Source organism: Mucilaginibacter rivuli, assembly GCF_019391655.1.
GTDB classification, from domain to species: Bacteria; Bacteroidota; Bacteroidia; order Sphingobacteriales; family Sphingobacteriaceae; genus Mucilaginibacter; species Mucilaginibacter rivuli.
In genome coordinates this window covers 584,850-607,161 of record NZ_JAHXPQ010000003.1, presented here as the reverse complement: position 1 = coordinate 607,161, position 22,312 = coordinate 584,850, and the positions used below count along the sequence as shown (strand labels likewise).

Annotated in this window: 21 protein-coding genes; 10 read left to right on the top strand and 11 right to left on the bottom strand. The window is 41.8% G+C overall.

The window, feature by feature from the left end:
* The first annotated feature begins 24 nt into the window (after positions 1-24).
* The gene (locus tag KXQ82_RS09795; RefSeq protein ID WP_219488022.1) at positions 25-162 is read left to right on the top strand and encodes a hypothetical protein; all 138 of its coding nucleotides are present in this window, start codon (positions 25-27) and stop codon (positions 160-162) included.
* A gap of 190 nt (positions 163-352) precedes the next feature.
* Here KXQ82_RS09795 and KXQ82_RS09790 read toward each other — a convergent pair whose 3' ends face one another.
* Genes KXQ82_RS09790 through KXQ82_RS09780 form a run of 3 tightly spaced genes read right to left on the bottom strand, consistent with a single transcriptional unit; the run spans position 353 to position 2,377 of the window.
* Positions 353-1,198: a sulfotransferase domain-containing protein gene (locus KXQ82_RS09790; RefSeq protein ID WP_219488021.1), complete on the bottom strand. Its 846-nt coding sequence runs from the start codon at positions 1,196-1,198 to the stop codon at positions 353-355.
* A gap of 1 nt (position 1,199) precedes the next feature.
* A complete protein-coding gene (locus tag KXQ82_RS09785) occupies positions 1,200-2,090 on the bottom strand; it encodes a serine kinase (RefSeq protein ID WP_219488019.1) in 891 nt (296 codons plus the stop codon).
* An 8-nt stretch (positions 2,091-2,098) separates the two neighbouring features.
* On the bottom strand, positions 2,099-2,377 hold the full coding sequence (locus KXQ82_RS09780) for a PqqD family peptide modification chaperone (protein ID WP_219488018.1): 279 nt from the start codon (positions 2,375-2,377) through the stop codon (positions 2,099-2,101).
* A 275-nt stretch (positions 2,378-2,652) separates the two neighbouring features.
* Here KXQ82_RS09780 and KXQ82_RS09775 point away from each other — a divergent pair, with 275 nt between their 5' ends.
* On the top strand, positions 2,653-4,224 hold the full coding sequence (locus tag KXQ82_RS09775; protein ID WP_255563575.1) for a GH39 family glycosyl hydrolase: 1,572 nt from the start codon (positions 2,653-2,655) through the stop codon (positions 4,222-4,224).
* A gap of 9 nt (positions 4,225-4,233) precedes the next feature.
* Complete coding sequence (gene uxuA, locus KXQ82_RS09770; protein WP_219488016.1) at positions 4,234-5,430, top strand: mannonate dehydratase; 1,197 nt, start codon at positions 4,234-4,236, stop codon at positions 5,428-5,430.
* A gap of 52 nt (positions 5,431-5,482) precedes the next feature.
* On the opposite strand, the gene KXQ82_RS09765 is transcribed toward uxuA, so the two are convergent.
* The 4 genes from KXQ82_RS09765 to KXQ82_RS09750 form a co-directional block, all read right to left on the bottom strand.
* A complete protein-coding gene (locus KXQ82_RS09765; protein WP_219488014.1) occupies positions 5,483-6,640 on the bottom strand; it encodes a terminase small subunit in 1,158 nt (385 codons plus the stop codon).
* 412 nt (positions 6,641-7,052) lie between these two features.
* The gene (locus KXQ82_RS09760) at positions 7,053-8,102 is read right to left on the bottom strand and encodes a reverse transcriptase family protein (RefSeq protein ID WP_219488013.1); all 1,050 of its coding nucleotides are present in this window, start codon (positions 8,100-8,102) and stop codon (positions 7,053-7,055) included.
* A gap of 173 nt (positions 8,103-8,275) precedes the next feature.
* Positions 8,276-8,620, bottom strand: a complete 345-nt coding sequence (locus tag KXQ82_RS09755) for a hypothetical protein (RefSeq protein ID WP_219488012.1) — start codon at positions 8,618-8,620, stop codon at positions 8,276-8,278.
* On the bottom strand, positions 8,620-9,486 hold the full coding sequence (locus tag KXQ82_RS09750; protein ID WP_219488011.1) for a phosphoribosyltransferase-like protein: 867 nt from the start codon (positions 9,484-9,486) through the stop codon (positions 8,620-8,622). Before KXQ82_RS09750 ends, KXQ82_RS09755 begins: the two co-directional genes overlap by 1 nt.
* A gap of 324 nt (positions 9,487-9,810) precedes the next feature.
* Here KXQ82_RS09750 and KXQ82_RS09745 point away from each other — a divergent pair, with 324 nt between their 5' ends.
* From KXQ82_RS09745 to KXQ82_RS09735, 3 genes are all read left to right on the top strand, one after another.
* Positions 9,811-10,185: a DUF3574 domain-containing protein gene (locus KXQ82_RS09745; RefSeq protein ID WP_219488010.1), complete on the top strand. Its 375-nt coding sequence runs from the start codon at positions 9,811-9,813 to the stop codon at positions 10,183-10,185.
* A 150-nt stretch (positions 10,186-10,335) separates the two neighbouring features.
* Positions 10,336-13,170, top strand: a complete 2,835-nt coding sequence (locus KXQ82_RS09740; protein WP_219488009.1) for a carboxypeptidase-like regulatory domain-containing protein — start codon at positions 10,336-10,338, stop codon at positions 13,168-13,170.
* Between the two features lie 194 nt (positions 13,171-13,364).
* Complete coding sequence (locus KXQ82_RS09735; protein ID WP_219488008.1) at positions 13,365-14,000, top strand: 5'-nucleotidase, lipoprotein e(P4) family; 636 nt, start codon at positions 13,365-13,367, stop codon at positions 13,998-14,000.
* Between the two features lie 241 nt (positions 14,001-14,241).
* On the opposite strand, the gene KXQ82_RS09730 is transcribed toward KXQ82_RS09735, so the two are convergent.
* Positions 14,242-16,407 (bottom strand): catalase, encoded by a 2,166-nt coding sequence (locus tag KXQ82_RS09730; protein ID WP_219488007.1) that lies wholly within the window; start codon positions 16,405-16,407, stop codon positions 14,242-14,244.
* Positions 16,408-16,582: 175 nt separating this feature from the next.
* Here KXQ82_RS09730 and KXQ82_RS09725 point away from each other — a divergent pair, with 175 nt between their 5' ends.
* Together KXQ82_RS09725 and KXQ82_RS09720 are read left to right on the top strand one after the other, a co-directional pair.
* On the top strand, positions 16,583-17,695 hold the full coding sequence (locus tag KXQ82_RS09725) for a cytochrome-c peroxidase (protein ID WP_255563572.1): 1,113 nt from the start codon (positions 16,583-16,585) through the stop codon (positions 17,693-17,695).
* 3 nt (positions 17,696-17,698) lie between these two features.
* Positions 17,699-18,190 (top strand): molybdopterin-dependent oxidoreductase, encoded by a 492-nt coding sequence (locus KXQ82_RS09720; protein ID WP_219488005.1) that lies wholly within the window; start codon positions 17,699-17,701, stop codon positions 18,188-18,190.
* Positions 18,191-18,311: 121 nt separating this feature from the next.
* Here KXQ82_RS09720 and KXQ82_RS09715 read toward each other — a convergent pair whose 3' ends face one another.
* The 3 genes from KXQ82_RS09715 to KXQ82_RS09705 all read right to left on the bottom strand — a co-directional run bounded on the left by KXQ82_RS09715 (position 18,312) and on the right by KXQ82_RS09705 (position 20,726).
* Positions 18,312-19,166 (bottom strand): pirin family protein, encoded by an 855-nt coding sequence (locus KXQ82_RS09715; RefSeq protein ID WP_219488004.1) that lies wholly within the window; start codon positions 19,164-19,166, stop codon positions 18,312-18,314.
* 11 nt (positions 19,167-19,177) lie between these two features.
* Positions 19,178-20,047, bottom strand: a complete 870-nt coding sequence (locus tag KXQ82_RS09710) for a pirin family protein (RefSeq protein WP_219488003.1) — start codon at positions 20,045-20,047, stop codon at positions 19,178-19,180.
* Positions 20,048-20,147: 100 nt separating this feature from the next.
* The gene (locus KXQ82_RS09705) at positions 20,148-20,726 is read right to left on the bottom strand and encodes a Crp/Fnr family transcriptional regulator (RefSeq protein WP_219488002.1); all 579 of its coding nucleotides are present in this window, start codon (positions 20,724-20,726) and stop codon (positions 20,148-20,150) included.
* Between the two features lie 108 nt (positions 20,727-20,834).
* On the opposite strand from KXQ82_RS09705, the gene KXQ82_RS09700 reads away from it, so the two are divergent.
* Complete coding sequence (locus tag KXQ82_RS09700) at positions 20,835-21,047, top strand: DUF6434 domain-containing protein (protein WP_219488001.1); 213 nt, start codon at positions 20,835-20,837, stop codon at positions 21,045-21,047.
* 255 nt (positions 21,048-21,302) lie between these two features.
* Complete coding sequence (locus tag KXQ82_RS09695; RefSeq protein ID WP_219488000.1) at positions 21,303-22,046, top strand: WecB/TagA/CpsF family glycosyltransferase; 744 nt, start codon at positions 21,303-21,305, stop codon at positions 22,044-22,046.
* Positions 22,047-22,312 lie beyond the last annotated feature (266 nt).

The window sequence follows — 22,312 nt, the reverse complement described above, 5'->3', positions numbered from 1 at the left end:
TAAACTATTACTAAACATTAGGCCATGGAAAACATAATCACACAAAACAACGATCAACCGGTTAAAGAAAACTGGAGCAAACCCGAAATATTTGTAACAAATGCTGTAGAGGATACTTTAGGTAGTACAGTTATGGGCGGTGATGGTAGTGCTTTGAGCTAATTAAAAGCGATCTTTTTTTGAAAGTTAATACACAAGCCCATCTTTGGGCTTTTTTTATTAGCTTGATATTTTTTAAAAAGGTAATTAGGTGGTATTAAAAACAAACTTTACAAGAATTAAAGAAAGTAGGTGCCGAATAGGATGCGTTTTTTAAAGCTAACCTTTGCCTCGATTATATACAGCCTTAATATTAAATATACCCATATTTAGCCATAGTGTTTTGATGCTGGCTGGTTATAGCGCTTACCTGCTGGCTGGTTAACTCGTTTTTCCAATTACCGGCTTTACCACTGCGAAAGAATGAGGTATTACGTATCCGTTCTTTAAAACCATAATCGGTTTCTTTTTGCTTTAGCTGCTCAAAGCTGCTGGCTGCTATGGCGGTTTCCAGTTGTTGTTTATCGGTTTTTATTCCCATAAAAAGTAATGCCTGCTTAAAGGTTTCAAAGGCATCGGCAAGCATATCCTCATAACGAATTACCATTACCGGAAAAGGTAGTTTAGCTGTCCAACTGTTTACATGCCCGCTCCAATCCAGCAGTGGTTGCCTGAATTGTAGGCTTGTGTTTACTTCATCTTCCTGTTTACCAAAAACGCTTTGTTTATTATTCATAAAATCGATACTGTCATCCAAAGTGTCATCTTTATGGTTTGCCAGTGAGCCGGCAATATCCAGCGGATTGCGGATGATGTAAATTGCACAAAGTGTATTTTGAGTAGGTATAACAGGCAAATTATCAGAATTGTAAGTATAGGCATCATGTATTTTTACAAAAAGGTGCCGTTGCTTGGCTTTAGCACAAATATGATTAAATACATTTCCCTGCATTTGTTTTGCTTCTTCATCATACAATAAATTCGACTCCAGGTCGGTTTGCTCATTAAACAATCGGCGCGACGAGAATATACCATCAGTTGCCAGGTTGTTAATATCAACCTCACCATTATTCAATAATGCAGTAATAAATGCCCTGAACCAGGTATTGCCACTTTTGGGGTACGATGCCAGCCAAACTATCTTTTTATCGCTCTCCATCTTATAAGTGCTTTTGTATGGTCTGAAATAATTCGTCAAAACCCGTATTGCTGCTACGGGTTACCTGGTAAACATTGATGTTAGCCACCAGTTTTGATATGGCCTGAAAGTGTATGGCTTCCTTTTTCATCGGGTAGATCTGTAAACGATGGTATACATTGTTGTGCACTTCGGCAAAGGCCTCTATGCCTGCCAGTTTTTTAATTTCAACAGATTTTGCAATGTGGTCTTTATGGATTATAAATATAGTTTTAACAGGCAATGCATCTGTATCAAACTCATCATGAAAATAAGTGGCGTACTTGGGCAGGTTTGGCCTTATTTTATTATCAGTGGATGGTATGGGTAAACCCATCCCTGTGAAAGTATTTTCCCAGTTTTTTATAGTGGGATAAGCCGCCATGGCTTTCACATCGTTGTGTTGTATCAAACAAACATCATCGCAAAAAGGCTTGTATCCGTTTTGTATAAATTTGGTGAGCATAGCCGACTTGCCCGAACCGGCATATCCGCAAAATAGTACAACACCATCTAAATGCTTTATGGCAGCAGCGTTTAAGGCAACGGCATTGCGCTGGTGTAGTATGGCCGCCATAACACCTGTTAATAAAAACAGACGGACGCTTTTTTCATCGCTACCGGCAAGTGGCTCAACAATAATGTTGTTGCCATTGGCTGCATAATAGTTAGCTACGTTTAAAAACTGCAGTAAATATTCGTTAGGGTTAATGGCATAACCCACTTTATGTACTGTACCCGCCGCTGTTAACTTTTCTGGGGTTTTGCCAATGCTGATATGAACATCGGGCGTAGATGTTAATGTGTAAGGAAGAAGTTCAGGCAGCATTATTTGCGATGCGATGATAAGCCCGAATCCTCTGTAATAATACATAACGCTAATTATGCTACTGTAATTACTTTCTGCGCCAGCATATTTTCAAGGTATTCCAATGTATCGGCCGCGCAGGTTTCCTTATCAATATCGAAACGCGTAGTAAGCCTATTTACCATATCGCCTACTTTTACGGGTTGTTCAATTTGTTCCCAAATTACGCGACCTGTTTTGTTCAGGCTTATGTAGTTACCGCCATCCATATCCATCATTACTAGTTCATCACCAACCTCGCTGGTTAGCAGGTTATCGGTATTGCGTTGTATGGTAGTATCTAATGTTATCATTACCTAAATTGTCAGATCTCAAATATATCATTAAGCCACGTCTTAACCAATTAATTCTATATTAACAGTACCTGGCTTTTGCCATCTGATAAGTATCAAAACATTATAAATAATTATTGTAATCGGTTGCATTTTTAATAGTTTGTATTTAATTTCACCGTCTCAATAAATTGATATTTATGAGTTTATTGAGCAAAAACCAATTGATCTGAATTTATAATTATCAATAGCTACCGGCTTTGATACCTAAAGTATTTTCTGTAAAATTTATACTGATGATGAAATACATATTAACGCTTTTATTATCCACGGCAATGTTCGCCGTATCGGCCCAGGTTATCCCGGCCAAAACAATAAGTGTTGATATAAATAACGTAAAAGGCCCGCTAAACCGCAGCTATCGTGAATGTGTGGGCGCAGGCCGTGCAAATGAAGGTTTAAGGGCCGACTGGCAAAGGCAATTACGCATGGTAAAGCAAGACTGTGGTTTTAAATATATTCGTTTTCATGGCTTGCTGAGCGATGATATGGGTGTTTACCGCGAAGACAAAGCGGGTAATGCCATGTACAACTATCAGTATATTGATGAGCTTTTCGATTTTTTGCTAAGCATTAAAATGAAGCCCTTTGTTGAACTTGGTTTTATGCCCAATGCTTTGGCAAGCGATAAAAAAACAGTGTTTTGGTGGAAGGGCAACATTACTCCGCCAAAGGATTATAACAAATGGAATGATCTTATCAAAGCACTGGTACAGCATTGGCGTGAGCGTTACGGGCATGCCGAAGTGGCCAGCTGGCTTTTTGAAGTTTGGAACGAACCCAATTTAAAGAACGGGTTTTTTAGCGGCGACCAGCAGGATTATTTTAAACTTTACCGCGAAACTGCAAACGCTATTAAGTCGGTATCAACTGATTACCGGGTTGGAGGCCCCGCCACGGCTGGTAATGCCTGGGTAAGTGATATGGTCAATTTTTGCGTAAACAACAAAGTCCCCATAGATTTCATCAGCACACATGATTATGGTGTTAAACAAGGCTTTTTAGATCAAACCGGTGATGTTGGTGTTATTGTAAGCCAGGATAAAATGGCTGTTTCCGGCAATATGATCAAAAAGAAAAGAGAAATTGAAAGGTCAGCCATGCCAAACCTGCCGCTGCACTATACAGAATGGAGTTCATCATATACGCCAACGGACCCAATACACGATAATTATGTAGAAGCGGCTTATATTTTAGATAAGGTAAAACATGCTGGGCCATATGTTAACTCCATGTCGTACTGGACGTTTACTGATATTTTTGAAGAGAATGGTCCGCGGTTTACACCTTTTCACGGCGGCTTTGGTTTGATTAATTACCAGGATATTAAAAAGGCGGCATACTATTCATTTCAATACCTTAACAAGCTTGGCGATGTTGAATTAAACAGCCCCGATTCTGCATCCATCGCGGCAAAAGATAAGCAGAGTAACGTTCAATTGCTGTTTTGGGATTTTACCATAACCCACCCCGGCGATTCGGTTAACGACCAGGTTTTTTATAAGCGCGATGTTCCGGCAAAAGCCCTGCCTCCTGTAAAGTTAAAAATAAGCCACTTATTACCCGGAACATATGCATTGCAGGTTTATAAAACCGGCTATCGTGTTAACGATGCTTATGCCACCTATTTTGATATGCACTCGCCCAACCAATTAACCAAAGCACAGGTTGCCGGTATTAAACAGCAAAACAACGGAGCCCCATATCTCACTGCAAGGGTTAATATTACGGCATCCGGGTATTTTGAAAAAGAATTGCCCATGCGCCAGAATGATGTTTACTTTGTTGAATTAAAGCGGTTAAAATAACAATATAATATGTTTAGCAATTTAGAACAAACGTTTAGGTGGTTTGGTCCTTCAGATCCGGTTAGCTTACAAACCATCAGGCAAACAGGTGCAACAGGCGTGGTTACAGCGTTGCATCATATCACAGCAGGCGAGGTATGGACAACCGACGAGATCAACATCCGTAAAGAAACCATTGCCAAAGCCGGCCTTACCTGGAGTGTTGTAGAAAGTGTTAACATTCACGAAAGCATAAAAACAGCAGGTGCCGAGCGCGACGAATATATTGCTAAATACATCACCAGCCTGCAAAATCTGGCTAAAGCAGGCCTAAAAACCGTATGCTATAACTTTATGCCGGTATTAGATTGGACACGCACCAATTTGGATTACCGCCTGCCCAATAACGCGTCTGCCCTGCGGTATGATGCCGCGGCTGTTGCCGCGTTCGACCTCTATATCCTGCAAAGGGAAGGTGCCGAAAAGGACTTTACCACACAGCAACAACAAGCTGCTAAACAATACCTCGACGGACTTACTCCCGAGCAAAAAACCTATATCACCAATACCATAATGGCCGGTTTGCCCGGAACGGATGATGTATTTACTATTCCCGAATTTAAAGAACATTTGCAGCGTTACGCTCAAACCGATGCTGCCAAACTAAAACAAAACCTGGCCTACTTTTTACAGGCTATAGTGCCCGAAGCAGAGAAAGCAGGTATAAAAATGTGTATCCACCCTGATGATCCGCCGTTCCCTATACTGGGTTTGCCGAGGGTGGTTTCTACCGAGCAGGATTTGAAAGACCTGGTAGGCTATTGTAAATCGCCATCAAACGGCATTACTTTTTGCACCGGTTCGCTTGGCGCGAGGGCCGATAATGATCTGCCCGGTATTGTTGAGCGCTTAGGTAGCGATATTCACTTTATCCACCTGCGTAATGTACAGCGCGAGCCCGATGGTAGCTTTTACGAGGCCGATCACTTAGGCGGCAGCACCAACATGTACGCCGTAATGAAAAACCTGGTATTGGAGCAGAAAAAACGTGCTGATGCAGGTCGCGATGACGTTGACATACCTATGCGCCCCGATCATGGCCATAAAATACTCGATGATTATAATTACAATACCTACCCGGGCTATTCGGCCATTGGCAGGTTAAAAGGCTTAGCCGAGCTGCGCGGACTGGAAATGGGCATCAAACATACCCTGTTTCAGGAATAATTTGATGGATTGTTCTTTTCTTGCCTCTTGATTCTCGATTCTTGCCTCTTTTTTAAGCGGTGATAAAGTAAGGATATGTTCCAATGCCATATCTTCTCCTGGTTCTTGATTCTTGTATCTTGATTCTATCAAGGGGGGATAAAGTAAGAATATTATCTACATCCGCCATAGCGCTTTGTACGCCGTAGCCTTTTGGCGAAGGAGTATTAGCGAAGGAGGGGTCACCAACCGGGCTTTTGTCGTAAAGCCCTGTTTCGTTTATTGTTAACATTGAAGGAAGCATTGGCATAGCGCGATTCCCTCCCAACGGGAGGGTGGAGGGAGGGGTAAATTTAGTATGCATCATCGCAAAACAACCCCTACCCGCCATTACACCGCCAGCCGCACCCTTCCCCAGGGAAGGAGTCGTTAAGTACCCCTTTCGTTGGTCGGGATTTATAATCCTCGACCCACCAGCAAGGGGATTTGCAACCGACTGAAAGGAGCTCATGAATACCTTATCAGAATCACAATTAACATTCATAATCCCCGAAACAAGAAGTTTATCATTTACATCATCGCCGATATCCAAATCATCATCTTCCCACTCTTCATCTTGATTCTTGCCTCTTACTTCTTGCATCTCTCCCAAACTCTGCTCCAGCAACTCCCCGCTCACCTCATCGCTAAAAGGCTCCGCCATCGTCTTCGCACTCTCAGCCTCAAAAGCAACATCTTCATCAGTTTCCTCAGGCTGTATCACCACATTCGGCTGCCAGTTGGCTTTATAAAAACCCGTATGCCTGCACAGCTTATCAATAGCAGCCATTTTATTATGCAGCTTGATCTTGAACAGTTCACCCGTAATATGCCCGTCTTCACCCGTCACATCCGCCCGTTGGAAATAGCTGATCGCCGCCTTCTCATCATCCGTTAACTGGTGCATGCGCTTCGGGTCGCCATGGTCATCATAATAATTACCCATATTACAAAATGCCACCTTCATCAGCTCACGCAAAAGCATATCATGCGTTAACTCCGCACGGGCGGCACTGCGGTTCATCGCCTCCTTTAAATAAGCCTGTATCTTGGGCACATGCAGCAAGTCGCCTTTGCGGGCGGTATTGTCGGTATACCCGGCGGTGAGTGCAGCCCGGTAAGCATTAAAATTGAGTAAATACTCCTCACAAAATTTTTGTTGTTTGTAGGATAGGGATTCTAAAATAGCCATAATGTTATTGATTTGATTGGTTTGAAAATTCGATTTGGAGTCGATGGTCCATAGATCATGGTCGATAGTTAAGAAGGCTCGGAAAAGAAGGCCATTGTCTATCGGCCGCGGACTTCTCCCATGGTCTATGGACTATCGACCATGGACCTCCTACCACAAAGGTCGGGATAAATTCTGTTTTAAGAAAGCGAGTATTGATTTAAATATCTGAATTCCAGATAATTATCACACATTTAAAAAATTTGAGATGCGAGGTCAGATTTGACTCACTACTGGTCGAAACTGAAAGCTTCGTCCTAAAATGTAGCAAGTATTCTGCTTACGAACCAAGGTATAGTTATCGGTTAGTTAAGCTTAAGGCATTGGGGGATGAGCGTTGCAAACTTCAACCAGTGGATGTAAAATAAGATAATTAGCTATTAAAGTCCTCTTGAATAATTCTTGACATGAAAAGTTTATTTTTCTCAATAACACTTCTCAATAAAAAAATTGGATTTTCGTTGCCCTTTTCTACATTTATCCAGTAATTGAGTTTTCCAATAAGCCTTTCTGTAAAGTAGGGGTCAAATTCCTGCTCGTTGGGATTAATCATGAAGTCATATTTGAGAAATTTAAAAACTTCTTGTTTAATAATTCTTTTACTTTCCCTAGGAATTTTTAGAACGTTATTGGTGATTGATATACCTGTGACAATCTTTTTCTTATTTAATCCATTGATTAGGATCTCTTTGTTCTGGTTAACAATAAAGTCTTCGTCCGCAATGATATTCTTTATGATTAATCTTAAAAAAGGGGGGACAAATTTTCCGGAAATTGTTATATCATCAGAATAACGAGAATAATTTATTTTGTATTTGCTACACAATGCAGAAAGTCTTTTATCCAGTCTTTTTGCTATTATATTGCTAATAATGGGGCTAGTGCTAGCTCCCTGCGGGAGCTTTGTGGTTAAAAGACATAATGATGTGAGAAAATAACTCACCTTATAAGAGTAACCGCAATTTAAAAATATAGATAAAATTCTATCTTCCTTAATGTTGTCAAAAAAGTCTACCAAATCAAGTTTATAAAGTACCTCGTTGCCAAGATGAACACTTGCATTATCTATTATTGAGACGTTCTTCCTATAAGAATAGCAGTGGTGACTCATTTCAATTTTCTCCAAAATTTCCACTTTTATCCAGTCTTGTATTTTTTTCAGTACTGGATAAGGGGAATTAATCTCTCTAAATGTGTTATGTCTACGTTTTGGAATTTTAAAAGATCGATAAAATTTAGAGCTAGAATTTACAATTGATGCTAAAGTCAATTTTTCTATTCCCAATATTAAAGCTAAATGGGCTAGATCAAATATTACTGGAAAACCTTGTTTTTCTAATTTTTTTGAATACTTTATTAAAGCTTCAGTTAACTCAGTAGGTTTTGAGGTGTTTGAAGCTAATTTTTCGGACCATTTAATCATAAAGGAAAGGAATAGTACTACACATCATTGAAATTAATTCTAATTGAATGTGAATGAAATACAATGGAATGAATCATTCAAATAATATTCGTTAGAATATTTGTTTTTGGTACAAAAACTGAGGTTTAAATCAGCCTTATTAAAAAAGTCGCTACGACTTATAAACGCTAGTACTATTCTCTTTCCAATTTTTTTAAATAATTTAAATCAAAATTTAAAGGATAATAATCAGGAGAATTATACATTTCCTGACCTTTCATATATTCAGGTATTTTTAACCAAGGTTTTTCGTCATTATTTAAATACGTTCTCTTATGTATCAACAGAAACTTTCGCCCTTTAGGTAGAATAAAGACCTTTGAGCTTTTTATTTCTATTAATGACGAAGATTGAAGATCATTCAAAGTAAGAATTAATTCTCCTGGTCCAATTGCATATCTAGTGTGAAAAAAATAATACTCAGCACCATCATTTTCAATAAGACCTTTTAAAATTTTAATATGTAAATTATTATTCATCAATTCAGGCGTCTAAATAAGGTTCTCCTTTTTGATTTCTTTTTTTCTTCCGGCCACCAAAAAACCGGGAATACATTATCCGATATATTATAGCCCTCAACAGCATAAATACTTTCACTTAAGCCATAACCAAGGGAATAATTTTTCAATTTAATATTCTTTATTGTATCCTCCAATTTATCCTCTAAATCCAGCATTAGCTTTAAACTCTCTGTTTTTTGAACATCGTTATACCCCTCATATTCGGATATTCCTTTTTTGATTTTAAGTGGACTATAGATTACTATTCCATCACTAATAAGATTGTAATAAACCGACTCCATAATGGCATAGGACACAATCTTTATTTCAACATTCGGTTTGCCAATATCGGCCATTTTATTTTTAAACCACAAATACTGTCTTTTAATGGTCTCACCAGACCCTATAAAATCATCAAAAAGTATAGCTGTTTGCCGGTCCTGAATATTATGATAACCAATCCCGATAGATTTAACGAAATTATCTCTAGTCCAATTATCGTCGAATTTATTTTTCAACGAATTTAGATATGCTTGAGAACCATCCAACTCATCTTTCTTTTCATCTGCTATTGCGATAAAAAGTGTTTTGTCAAAAGTTAATTTCCAATTGTTGACAACATGACTTGAGATATCCAGCCCCATCTGCTCTAATTTGGAGCTATTTATATGTATGAATCTACGAAGCAGACTCACTATTAAATCTTGTTGAGCCGTGGTATCGCAAAAGTTATACAATTCAACAACCTCTTTTGACTTTAACTGTAACCAAGGTATATCTAGCATTAAAGAAAGCATCTTTAAGAATGGTATCTCTTCTATCGTGTACCCCTGTATCGTATCCATCGATTGGCAAAATACAACTTTTATTTAATAATATAATATTTAGCAATATTTTTTCCATCCCCCCTCTCGCTGGCGCACGCGTGCCGCGTGTGCCGAAGATGCCTTTAACATATTCCCACCACAAATCCCCAACCATGCAGCCCCTTAACCTGGCGCAAGTATGCAGCGCGTGCCATAAGAGGGAGGGTACTTGTGCCTTTTAAGTCCAGGCCAATAGATAACCAAATCAACATTCCAACACAAATCTCTCGCTGGCGCACGCGTGCCGCGTGTGCCGAAGATGCTTTTTAACATATTCCCACCACAAATCCCTATCTTTAAACTATGCGTTTCAAACTCCTGTTCATCTGCATCTTTCTCGCATCATGCACCACCAACCGCATGGTGGAAACCGACCTCTACTTCGGGATGAATAAACCCGGTGGCGGCGCGTTAACTGATAAAGAATGGTCCGATTTTAAAGAGAAGCACATCAGCGCGGTTTTTAAGGAGGGGAGCACCGTAATAGATGCCGCCGGAAACTGGAAAGACACACAAACCGGCCAACTCATTACCGAGCCAACACATGTAGTAATTTACTTTCATAAACCATCGGCACAGGTATCTAAACAGATCGATAGTTTGCGGGAGAGGTATAAAAAGCTATTCGTGCAGCAATCGGTATTGAGGGTAGATAAAAAAGTGAAAGCCGCCTTTTAGGCAATACTAACGCAACCGATTGGTTTTTTTTAATGATATGTATAAAACATATCACTAAATATGTATTTTTATCACACCATTCCCTGACGCGGATAAACCAATTGATCATTTCTTAGTCTAACCATTTTAACCTATCACCTACGTACAACAATGCGAAGAAAAACTTTTGTATGTAAGCTTATTTTAATGCTTACTTTTGCTACCGGCGTGGCTTTCTCCCAGGCCCCTTCCGGTAACAGTATCAACACACTCATCTCAAAAATTAACACCTACAATGGCTCAATGCCTGTAGAAAAAACGTTTTTACAATTTGATAAACCTTATTATTCTATAGGTGATACAGCCTGGTTTAAAGGTTACCTTACCACCGAATCTATCGGTTATTCACCATTAAGCAGCCGCCTGTATGTTGAGCTGTTGAATGATAGTAACGCGGTAGTTAAACGCTTTGTATTCCCGGTAGCGTATGGCTTAACGTGGGGCAGCATCCCCTTAAGTAAAACTTATATTAATGAAGGAACTTATACCATACGCGCCTACACCAGCTGGATGCGCAACTTTGGCGATGATTACTTTTTTAAACAGAGTTTTTATATTAACAACCAGGGCATAAATACCTGGCTGGTAAATGTAAATCCAACAATAAATTCAGAAGGTGGTAAAGACAACGTTAAAATGGCTTTCAAATTTACCAGCCTTGATGACAAAACGGCCGGCCTGCGCGATATGAATTTAAAAATACTGAATGGTAAAAAGGTATTGCTGCGCAATACCGCGCAAACCGCCGAAGATGGTACCATGACAGTTGATTTTAACCTGCCGCCGCAAACAACCCTTAAAAACCTCAATGTGGTTGCGCAGGATAAGCTGGATAAAACAAAATCTGTGCTTATCCCAATATCGGTTAACCGCCCGCAGGATGTAGATATACAGTTTATGCCCGAGAGCGCTTCGCTGATAGAAAGTATCCCCGCCCGTGTAGGCTTCAAAGCCATTGGCGAGGATGGTAAGGGTATAAATGTTCAGGCTGTTGTATATGATAATGATCATACCGAACTGGCAAACATAACCAACCTGCACCACGGTATAGGCACCTTTGATATTACGCCTCAGCCGGGCAAAACCTATACCGCCGAGGTTACCTTGCCCGATGGCGCAAAAAAAACTGTGAATTTACCCGCTCCACTCAAAACAGGCAGTGTGTTAAGGGTTAAAAACATAATGGATAAAGATACCATGACCCTATCGCTCTATAATACATCCGAGCAGGCAACACAGGGTAAATACAGTATTGTTGGCTTGTCGAGAGGTGTTGTATGCTATGCGGCTACGTTTGCGTTTAGTAATAACTATTTTTCGACAAGGGTTTCCAAATCGCTTTTCCCTACAGGTGTGGCGCATTTTATATTATTGAATGCGGCCCAGCAACCGGTAAACGAAAGGATAACGTTTATTAACCATAACGATAACCTCAAAATAGAATTGAATACCGATGCTAAAACCTTCAGTGCCCGGGATAGCATACCTGTACACATCACTGTAAAAGACGCTACAGGTAAACCTGTGGAAGGTAGCTTTTCGATGGCTGTAACCGATGATAACCAGGTAAAGGAGGGGAGTTCCGCATCAGATAATATCGTATCGCATTTATTGCTTTCTTCTGATCTGAAAGGATATGTTGAAGACCCTACCTACTATTTTACGCATGATGAGCAGGCATGGAAAGCGCTTGACGCATTATTATTGACCCAGGGCTGGATTGGGTACGACCTTAAAAAAATAGACAAACCGGTTAAGCCCGAGTTTGACCCCGAGGTTGATTTTTCTATAAAAGGTACAGTAACTAACCTGTTTAATAAACCAATTGCCAGTTCAAAAGTGCTGATGCTGGCAAAAGGTAGTACTAATTTTGTTAAAGATACAGTTACCAATGCCGAGGGGCGTTTTGCTTTCAACAAATTGCCACAGGTTGATAATACCACATTTATTATTTCGGCACGTAAAGCAAATGGTAAAGTAGTAAATGGTGGTGTTTCTGTAGATGATAAAAACGAAACGCCGGCAAAATCGGGAACAGTAACCTTGCTCGATCCGTGGAATGTAAATACAGACGCTACCGTGCTTAACTATATTAAATCAAACAAGGCTTATAAAGAAACCCTTGATAAGCAACAATACGGTGTTTCGGGTAAGTTGCTCAATGCGGTTAACGTACGGGACAGGGCACTGATAAAAGGCTCACAAAGTTTGAACGGCCCTGAAGGTATCGACCAAACGCTAACCGAAGATGTATTGGTAAATGCAGGAACCAAAGCGACTTTATTAGACGTGCTTTCAACCAAAATAACAGGCTTTAGGGAAAGCTATTATAAGGATAGCTCAAAACAAACCAATATGGAGTATTTTCTAAAAGATAAACGTTTACGGTTTGTTTTTGATGGTGTAGACCTTGATCGCTTTTATGAGCCTTTTGGCGGCATACCCAATGAGCATCATGACTATCAGAAACAGTATCTTGATTACATACTTGCTCAGGATATTTTAGGTGTAGAGGTGATTTATCGTGCTAACTCCAGTTATAATATGCGTAACCTTACTAACACGGCCGATCTGCTTTCAGCATCGTCAACGGCAGGCTACGGAGCTGATTATGCTTATCTGGAAATAACCACCCGTGCAGGTAACGGGCCATTTATAAAACGGGCAACGGGTATATACCTGTACAAACCACTGCCAATTGCTGAATACAAGCAATTTTACAGGCCGCGGTATGCTGTAAAAAATGTTCCGGCTAAAGCTGTCGATCTGCGTTCAACCATACATTGGGAACCAAACATCATTACGCAAAAAGACGGAACTTCAACAGTATCGTTTTACGCGGCAGATAAGCCAACCCATTACACAGTAATTTTAGAAGGTACCGATCTGAAGGGCAGGGTAGGCTACCAAACTCAAAAAATAACTATCGGCGGCAACGCGCAATAGCTTTTTATTGAAATATTTGCTAAAAAAGGAAGATGTAACAAAACATCTTCCTTTTTATGTTTTATTTGGATAGATCGGCTTTTATCTGACCTGAATTTTTATCACTCCATTAATGCTGCTAATTCCAACTAAATTGAATGGCGGTTTCGGCATCCGCTTGTGCTATATGCATAACTTTTCGTTAATTTGGCTATATGAAATCAAGGCTTATCATCATTTCAACAGTAATAATCCTATCGGCAGGTATTACCGCTAAGGCTCAAAATAATACTTCGGTAACTAATAATGGCAAGGTATGGGCATCATTATGGCAGCAACGCGCCGCCGAGTATAAAGCACTATGTTTCCAGGCATACAACATGGCCAAACTGCGGCTTGATGCGGCTTTAAAAAAGAAGAAAGGTAAGCCGCTGGCTGTTATTACCGATATTGATGAAACCCTGCTTGACAATAGCCCTTATGATGCTCAACGTGCCATTGCCAACCTTGATTATGATCTTAAAACATGGAAAGCATGGACAGCCAAAGGCATTGCCGATACCGTACCCGGGGCACCTTCATTTTTTAAATACGCGGCATCAAAAGGGGTAACTGTATTTTACATCACCAACAGGGATGAGGATGAGCGCCCCGGTACAACCCAAAACCTTAAGTTATATAAGCTCCCTTTTGTTGACGAAGCTCACCTGCTGCTTAAACAAGGCTCATCAAGTAAAGAAAGCCGTCGCCAAAAGGTATTAAAAAGCTACAATGTGGTGTTGTTGTGTGGCGATAACCTGCCCGATTTTGATGCCCGGTATGATAATCACCCTGCACAGCCACAACCATAGATCTGAAAGCAAAATTTGGCGATAAATACATTGTGATACCCAATCCATCCTACGGTGATTTTGAAGGCGCGCTGTTCAGGTTTAATTACAAACTTTCAACCGCTCAAAAAGACTCAGTGATTAACTCTGTATTGAAAGTTAATAAGTAATTGATAAAGCTGTAGACGAGAATAGTTTTCTCGTTAGCTCCAACATGCTTTCATAAAAAGCTCCCCGATATTCTCGGAGAGCCTTTTTATTATCAGGCTGGAACCTTATCCTTTTTCTCCCGCTCCCAAAAACGGTGCTGGGCTATCGCGGCAATAAAGTCTTTCGCTAACGATCCTTTTGCTGTGTCACTGCTGATCACACCCGCTGATGCATCCTTATCCTGTTTCAATTTAGCAGCTACATAAGTTTCCTTGAGCAGGTCTGCACCATTACCATCCGCGGCAATAGCTTTGCAATGCCTGTAGGTTTCGTTTACAAAATGTACTGCGTCAGCATTGCCACTCAAAGCGGCAACACTCTTATCCCCGGCAGGGATAAACACAGCATCAAACAATACCGAAGCTGCAGTCAAAAAGCTCATGTCAACTTTAACATCGCCGCCTTTGGCATCTTTAATAAAACCACCATGCGGCGCTATTATTTTTACCTGTGCGCCTTCGGCTACCAAAGCAGCTTTCATCGCTTTTACAGATTCTCCATCCACGCCATCAGCAGTCAGAAATGCAATCTGCCTGGTTTTTATCGAATCTTTAACGGTATTAGCTATGCTTAACGCTGCCGATTTATCAAGGCCTTGTTTTTTAGGCTGGTCCTGGTAATCTACCGGGTTGGCATCCGCGCCATAATTATGGTTCAGTGGTTCTTCGGGTTTGGGTACAGGCATACCTAATCCTTCGGCTACCTTTTTAGCCAATACATCGCTCACTTTGCTTAAAATACCAACCATCCGTTCGCGGATGGCAGGCGTTTCCAGCTTACCTAATTCAAAGCGTAAAGCATCTACAATATGGCTTTGTTCCGCTTCCGACTGGCTGTTGAAAAACAACGTAGCCTGGCTAAAAAAATCCATAAAGCTCTTGCTGCGTGCGCGCACCTTACGGGAGTCTATTCTTTCTTCGAATGAAGTAAAACCTCCCTCAGCGGCCTTAGCATGGAAAGGGCAACCGCCACCCGTTGTATTAGGATGATAGCTTGTTTTGCCTACATTGATTTGCTGGCGCATATGACCGTCGCGTTGGTTATTGTGTACCGTATTGATGGATCTGTTGATAGGTATCTCATGGAAATTCGGACTACCTAAACGTGATAACTGCGTATCTGTGTAAGAGAATAAACGTCCTTGTAAAAGCGGGTCGTTGGTAAAATCTATACCGGGTACCAAATGGCCGGGGTGGAACGCCACCTGTTCTGTTTCAGCGAAAAAGTTATCCGGGTTACGGTCAAGCACCATTTTGCCGATGCGCATTACCGGTACTAATTCTTCGGGTACCAGTTTAGTAGGATCGAGCAGGTCGAACGGGTATTTATGCTCATCTTCTTCGGGTATCAGTTGCACACCAAATTCCCATTCGGGGAAAGCGCCTGTCTCAATAGCTTCCCAAAGGTCCTGGCGGTGGAAATCGGAGTTTTTACCCGATATTTTTTGAGCCTCATCCCAGGCAACTGAATGCACACCCAACAAAGGTTTCCAATGAAACTTCACAAAATGCGATTTACCTTCGGCATTGATAAAGCGGAAAGTATGCACGCCAAAACCCTCCATCATGCGTAAACTGCGGGGGAGTGCCCTGTCAGACATTGCCCACATGATCATGTGCATCGACTCAGGCGTTAGCGAAATAAAATCCCAAAAAGTATCATGTGCCGATGCCGCCTGTGGTATCTCATTATGTGGTTCCGGTTTAACGGCATGTATCAGGTCTGGGAACTTAATGGCATCCTGTATAAAAAATACAGGCATGTTATTACCTACAAGGTCGTAATTACCTTCTTCGGTATAAAACTTTACCGAGAAGCCACGTACATCACGTGCAAGGTCGGTTGAGCCACGTGAGCCAGCCACGGTAGAGAACCGGGTAAAAACCGGAGTTTTTACCGATGGGTCCTGCAAAAAGCCCGCTTTGGTATATTTCGCCATCGACTCATACACCTGGAAATAACCATGTGCCGCCGAACCGCGTGCATGCACAATACGTTCTGGGATGCGCTCATGGTCAAAATGCGTTATCTTTTCGCGAAGTATAAAGTCTTCTAAAAGCGTCGCGCCGCGTTCGCCAGCTTTCAACGAATTGGTATCATCGTTAATTTTAAGGCCCTGGTCGGTGGTCATAAATTCGCCGGTACCTATCTCTTTGTCGGGAGCCAGGTCATCCATTTTTTTGTTGCCAACCTCGGTTGATGGAGTAGATTTTTTCATGATTTTTTTAGTGGGGGGTATGGAATAATAACCCTACTAAAAGTATTTTGTTTTCGTTATAATTTATTTATTAAGCTATTTTGAAAATATTAAAAATAGCTGCCTAAGGCTTAACTTTACACGATTTGTTATCGGAATGATTTTAAAAAACGAGAGATATAAAGCAGTCAATTATTTGAAAAGCCATAGGAAAGGACTGCTGATATCGCTATTATTCATTGCCGTTACGCTTATTTCAATTTTGGGTTATACCGATAACCCTATACCCCTCGGTCCATACAAATTTGAATATCCGGCCAATTTTGGCAATCGTATCAATATTCCTCCGGATAACCCTACAACACAGCAAGGGGTTTATTTAGGTCGGATGCTGTTTTACGAAACAAAGCTTTCAGCACACAACGCCCTGTCCTGCGCGAGTTGCCATAAACAGGAACTTGCTTTTACTGATGGGAAGGCATTTAGCCGTGGGGTTGATTTTAAACTTACCTCACGTAATTCCATGTCATTAGTCAACCTGCTTTGGGCGCGCAAATTCTTTTGGGATGGCAGGGCAACGGGCCTGGAAGCACAGGCAGTTATACCCATGAGTAACCCGCACGAAATGGGGCAGGATACCGCCATATCAGCAAAAAAATTAAATAGTGATAAACAGTACCATGCATTATTTAAACTGGTTTATGGCGATGAAAACATTACCGGCGACCGTATCATCAAAGCCATTGCCCAGTTTGAAAGGACGCTTATATCGGCAAACTCTAAATACGATCAATACCTGGCCAATAAATATCAGCCAACAACCGATGAGCTAAAGGGTATGGAACTGTTCAACCGTTCACCACAGGCAGATAAAGGTATTCGCGGGGCTAACTGTACACACTGCCATGGTGGTGCCAAAAACTATATGGAGTTGTTCCATAATAACGGCTTAGATAGTATCCCGAAAGACAAGGGCATTGAAACGCTCACAGGTGTAGCTACAGACCGCGCCCGTTTTAAAGTGCCAACCCTGCGCAATATCGCGCTAACAGCACCATACATGCACGATGGTAGGTTTAAAACACTTAACCAGGTGCTCGATCATTACAGCGACCATGTACTGCAATCACCCGCATTAAGCTCCGTTTTCCGTGGGGAAAGCAATGAGATAGGCGGTAAGCAGTTAAAATTGGATCCTGAGGAGAAAAAGCAGATCATCGCGTTCTTAAATATGCTTACGGATAGTACATTTGTAACCGACCCGCGTTTTTCCGATCCACGCTTATCAAAAAATAAAACAAAGCTATAACCCATGAAAGCATTTCGTCATCTTATATTTTTTACCCTTTTCGGGATCTTATTCAACACAGTTATCAGCTATGCCCAATCTGTAAAGGTAACCGGTGAAGTAGCCATACCACTTGAGCTGAAACTGACAGATGTGGCCCAAATGCCGCAAACCACCGTAATACGTAAAGACAAGGACGGTAAAGATCATTCTTACTCAGGTGTAATACTGGCAACCATCCTGCAAAAAGCAGGCGTCACTTTAGGAAAGGACCTCCGTGGCGAAAACCTCACCAAATTTATATCTGTCGAAGCCAGCGACGGCTACCAGGTCATCTTCGCTTTAGCTGAGCTGGATAAGGATTTTACCGACCGTAATATCATCCTGGCAAGCACCATTGACGGCCAACCCCTCCCGCAAGGCGATGGCACCTTCCGCATCATCGTTCAGGACGAAAAGAAACCTGCACGCTGCATTAAGCAGGTAACGGGTATTAAAGTAGCTTTTGCAAAGTAGACTACATCACAAGTTTTCGCACTAAAAAGGGCTGGATTGTGCGATTCCCCTCTTGAGAGGGGGGAGGGGTGTGTCCTTTCAACATACCAATGTGATAAGCTTCCCCAACTCACAACTAAAATTACATATCCAATTCACCAAACACACCATTCTTATAATCCAGCATAGCCTGGTCAATCTCGGCCGCAGTATTCATCACAAAGTTATCGCGCGCGGCAACAGGTTCATCTATCGGTTCTGCCGATAGGTACAGCAACTGCGTATCTTCCTCAGCCGTAATAATGATCTCTTCGTTGTCTTTTTCAAAAACGATAAGGTTATACTCATTCACCGTTTCGCAGTTTACGCTGATGCTGCCATGCGCCACATAAAGTAGCGTCCAGTAACCCGGTGTTGCCATAAACTGCACCCGCTTGCCTTTGGCAACTTCGCCCACAACAGATACAACTGGCGTAAGGCTTTTTATCGGCCCCGTTTTATCCTCATAGCTGCCGCTTGCCAAACGCAGGTTCACGCCATCCTGTTGCAGTACATTGGGCAAATCGGCTTTGTTGGCCTGCTGGTAGCTTGGCGTGTCCGATTTATTGGCGGCAGGCGCGTTTATCCAAAGCTGTATCAGTTCCTGCGTGCCGCCTGTTTTCAGCAGGTTGGCAGTAGGGCCTTCGCTATGCAATAAGCCTTTGCCTGCAAACATCCATTGCACATCTCCGGCTTTGATAATGCCGTCGTGCCCCGCGTTATCTTTATGGTAACCCTCGCCCTGTAGCTGAAAAGTAACCGGCGCAAAGCCCCTGTGCGGATGCGGGTGTATCCGCAATGCCCCGCCGGCCGCAATTTGCTCAGGCCCCATATGGTGCAATACAATAAAAGGGTTAGCAAACCTGAAATCCTTATGCGGCAGTGGCTGCTTTACGCTTTCTTCAGGCGTGATCTGCTTATCGCGACCGAGCAGTATATGTTCTATCTTTTTTTGCATGGCTATGATATTTAATCCAATACTCCAAATTTACCTGCCCTAAATTCCTCCATAGATTCGATGATCTCCTGGTGCGTGTTCATTACAAATGGCCCGTAACTGGCTATCGGCTCATTGATCGGTTCGCCGCTCAATACCAGCAATACCGCGTCTTCCGAAGCTTTAACCGTGATATCTTCACCATCGTTTTTAAATAATACAAAGCTGTGTTCGCTTGCGCTCTGGTCGTTTATAATAGCGCTACCGTTTATTACTAATATAGCGGTATTGTAATTTGCAGGCAAGCTAAAGCTCACCACGGCACCCTTTTTCAATTTAATATCGAACAGGTTTACCGGGGTATAAGTATCTGCGGCGCCTTTTGTGCCGTTAAAATTACCGGCTATTACGTTCACTAAACCCTGCCCGTTTGGCAACTCAACTTTACCCATTTGCGCATTGGTAATAGCCTGGTAATGCGGGGCTGTCAGTTTATCTTTTTTAGGCAAATTCACCCAAAGCTGTACCATTTCAAAGGGGCCTCCTTTACGGGAAAACTCCTGCTCGTGGTATTCTTTATGCAGGATACCGCCACCGGCAGTCATCCATTGCACATCGCCGGGGTTAATGATGCCGCTGTTGCCCGCGCTATCGTGATGCGCTACACTGCCTTTATAAGCAATGGTTACGGTTTCGAAACCTTTATGCGGGTGTACATCAACACCACGTAAATGCTCCGACGGGCCAAAGTCAAATTCAGCGTTAAAATCCAGCATCAAAAACGGACTGATGCGCTGTTGCGTGATATTAGCGCCGGGTATGTAGTTATACACACGGAACCCGTCGCCAACCATTCCCGGCTTAACCGGTTTGGTAATAATTCTTTCTATTTGCTTTTTCATTTGTTGTTTCTCCTTGTTGATGTACAAATGTACAGGCATGCCCTAACCTGGAAAATAACATAGGTTAATGCAAAAACTTAATGTAGGTTAAGTGTCCCGATCAGATAACGGTATTGTTCAGCATCTTACTCAAAAATTCGGGTGTAACCCCAATGTACGATGCTACCTGCTTTTGCGGTAGCTTTTGTATCAGCGATGGGTATTGTTTACAAAACCCGGCATACCTTTCTATCGCCGGAAGGCTCAGGTAATTAACCAGCCTGCTTTGATAAGTAGCCACCGAGTTTTCGGCCAGTATCCTGAAAAAGCGTTCAAACTTGGGTACTTCTACAAACAGCTTGTCCAGATCGGCCTTCCATATCCAAATTACCTCACTGTCTTCCAACGCGTCCACATACAACTTGCCGGGCTCTTGTTTTATCATGCTGGCCATATCGCCAATCCACCAACCCGGCGGCGCAAATTGTATCACATGCTCATAACCGTTCTTATCCAGCGAGTAGCTTCGCAAAATGCCGCTGTTAACAAACGATGGCCCCTTAGCAATATCACCCTCCTGGTTCAGGTATTGCTTTTTGCGGAGTTTCTTCACGTTAAGCAGCGATATAAAGTACGCCTTTTCTTCATCCGTAAGTGTAATATGTTTGGCTACATTGGCTAAAAGCAGGTCGTGATTCATTGTTTAAATATAGAAACAAATAGCGTAAGCACGTTAATTATAAAATGTGATAGAAACTCTTTTCATGTAATTATAACTATTTTAGTACTATAATAAAATAGCCGATCTATGGATATCGACTGGCACTCACACCCGCTCACGCTGGAAACCCGTATCTCCAAATCTTACAAAAATACCCAAAACGTAAGGCGGTTTTTCAGGCAGCATATTTCGGAAAATTTCCATTTTAACCGGGAGTTTATGACCTGGATTAAAGCCAATATCGGTGTAACCCTTGCTGAAGTAATAGCCCACTACAAAACCACATATCCAATAGTTTAACCGCATATTTCCCCACAAGCAATGGGGAAATTCCCCAACCATTTCTCATTGTTTTAAGGGAATAATTTCCCCAATAAAATCTCACCAGAAATAGTTGTGGTGCAACTCAATAGTATTTCAAAAAACTGCGACGTATAAAAATCCCTTTTTAAGTCTCAAAACGCGCTTTTATCACTCTTTACCTCATTCTTACAAATTATTGTTTGCCATTGTGCACGGTTGTTGCCTTACTTATCGTGAAAAACAAAACTACCAATGGCAACTTCAACAAATCAAACCATCTCCCTGTTCGGCTACGATGTCCTTTCAGCATCATTGGATCAGCTTAACCTCGATTCTAAATGCCTGATCAACACCATCAACCAATACTCTTATGTAATGGCCGAAAAGGATGCTGAGTTTAAAAAAGCTTTAATGCAATCTGATGTATTATTGCCTGATGGTATGGCCATTGTTGCTGCCGCCAAAATGATGACCGGCGATAAGATCACCAAAGTTGCCGGTGCCGATATCCACCAGTTTATGCTGGAGAAACTGAACAAAGAGGGCGGAAGCTGTTTCTATTTAGGCTCATCCGAAAAAACATTGAAACTCATCCGCGAGCGTATCGCTGTTGAATACCCGAATATTAAGGTTGGCACATTCTCACCGGCCTACAAACCGGAGTTTACCGACGCCGAGAACGCCGAAATGGTTGCCGCCGTTAACGCTTTTAAACCCGATGCTTTATTTGTTGGTATGACTGCCCCCAAACAAGAAAAATGGGCTACCAAACACAAACAAGCTTTAAATGTGAAAACCATTTGCTCCATAGGCGCCGTATTCGATTTTTATGCCGGTACAGTAGAGCGCCCTGCACAGGTTTGGATAAACCTTAACCTGGAGTGGTTCATCCGCCTGGTTAAAGAACCAAAACGCATGTGGAAACGCTATATGTACTACGGCCCGGTTTTCATCCAGCAAATGATGGCCCAAAAATTCAAAGCTATCACCGCTTAAACAAGCCCCTAATTAACTGATCATATATTAAGCGTTCCCGGCTTTACGGGAGCGCTTTTTTGTTTTAAAAAAGCAGGTAAAAACAGGTATTTTTCAAACCAATTTACCACTATGTAATGGCGAGCAACAGCGTGGCAATCACTGAGACAGCTAACCAACCTGCGAATCGAAGGGGGATAAAGTAAGAATTTTAAATACCATCCCATTCAATCACTCAAAAATCAATCCTTCAATCATTAAAAAGGGGGGATAAAGTAAGAATTTTA

What these genes read in the sequence shown, in the direction of transcription:
- KXQ82_RS09750 (WP_219488011.1), bottom strand. Translation starts at nt 9,486, where the DNA reads ATGGATACGATACAGGGGTACACGATAGAAGAGATACCATTCTTAAAG.
- KXQ82_RS09730 (WP_219488007.1), bottom strand. Translation starts at nt 16,407, where the DNA reads ATGAAAAAATCTACTCCATCAACCGAGGTTGGCAACAAAAAAATGGAT.
- KXQ82_RS09700 (WP_219488001.1), top strand. Translation starts at nt 20,835, where the DNA reads ATGGATATCGACTGGCACTCACACCCGCTCACGCTGGAAACCCGTATC.
- KXQ82_RS09795 (WP_219488022.1), top strand. Translation starts at nt 25, where the DNA reads ATGGAAAACATAATCACACAAAACAACGATCAACCGGTTAAAGAAAAC.
- KXQ82_RS09740 (WP_219488009.1), top strand. Translation starts at nt 10,336, where the DNA reads ATGCGAAGAAAAACTTTTGTATGTAAGCTTATTTTAATGCTTACTTTT.
- KXQ82_RS09785 (WP_219488019.1), bottom strand. Translation starts at nt 2,090, where the DNA reads ATGTATTATTACAGAGGATTCGGGCTTATCATCGCATCGCAAATAATG.
- KXQ82_RS09715 (WP_219488004.1), bottom strand. Translation starts at nt 19,166, where the DNA reads ATGCAAAAAAAGATAGAACATATACTGCTCGGTCGCGATAAGCAGATC.
- uxuA (WP_219488016.1), top strand. Translation starts at nt 4,234, where the DNA reads ATGTTTAGCAATTTAGAACAAACGTTTAGGTGGTTTGGTCCTTCAGAT.
- KXQ82_RS09765 (WP_219488014.1), bottom strand. Translation starts at nt 6,640, where the DNA reads ATGGCTATTTTAGAATCCCTATCCTACAAACAACAAAAATTTTGTGAG.
- KXQ82_RS09695 (WP_219488000.1), top strand. Translation starts at nt 21,303, where the DNA reads ATGGCAACTTCAACAAATCAAACCATCTCCCTGTTCGGCTACGATGTC.
- KXQ82_RS09705 (WP_219488002.1), bottom strand. Translation starts at nt 20,726, where the DNA reads ATGAATCACGACCTGCTTTTAGCCAATGTAGCCAAACATATTACACTT.
- KXQ82_RS09735 (WP_219488008.1), top strand. Translation starts at nt 13,365, where the DNA reads ATGAAATCAAGGCTTATCATCATTTCAACAGTAATAATCCTATCGGCA.
- KXQ82_RS09760 (WP_219488013.1), bottom strand. Translation starts at nt 8,102, where the DNA reads ATGATTAAATGGTCCGAAAAATTAGCTTCAAACACCTCAAAACCTACT.
- KXQ82_RS09755 (WP_219488012.1), bottom strand. Translation starts at nt 8,620, where the DNA reads ATGAATAATAATTTACATATTAAAATTTTAAAAGGTCTTATTGAAAAT.
- KXQ82_RS09720 (WP_219488005.1), top strand. Translation starts at nt 17,699, where the DNA reads ATGAAAGCATTTCGTCATCTTATATTTTTTACCCTTTTCGGGATCTTA.
- KXQ82_RS09710 (WP_219488003.1), bottom strand. Translation starts at nt 20,047, where the DNA reads ATGAAAAAGCAAATAGAAAGAATTATTACCAAACCGGTTAAGCCGGGA.
- KXQ82_RS09790 (WP_219488021.1), bottom strand. Translation starts at nt 1,198, where the DNA reads ATGGAGAGCGATAAAAAGATAGTTTGGCTGGCATCGTACCCCAAAAGT.
- KXQ82_RS09780 (WP_219488018.1), bottom strand. Translation starts at nt 2,377, where the DNA reads ATGATAACATTAGATACTACCATACAACGCAATACCGATAACCTGCTA.
- KXQ82_RS09775 (WP_255563575.1), top strand. Translation starts at nt 2,653, where the DNA reads ATGATGAAATACATATTAACGCTTTTATTATCCACGGCAATGTTCGCC.
- KXQ82_RS09745 (WP_219488010.1), top strand. Translation starts at nt 9,811, where the DNA reads ATGCGTTTCAAACTCCTGTTCATCTGCATCTTTCTCGCATCATGCACC.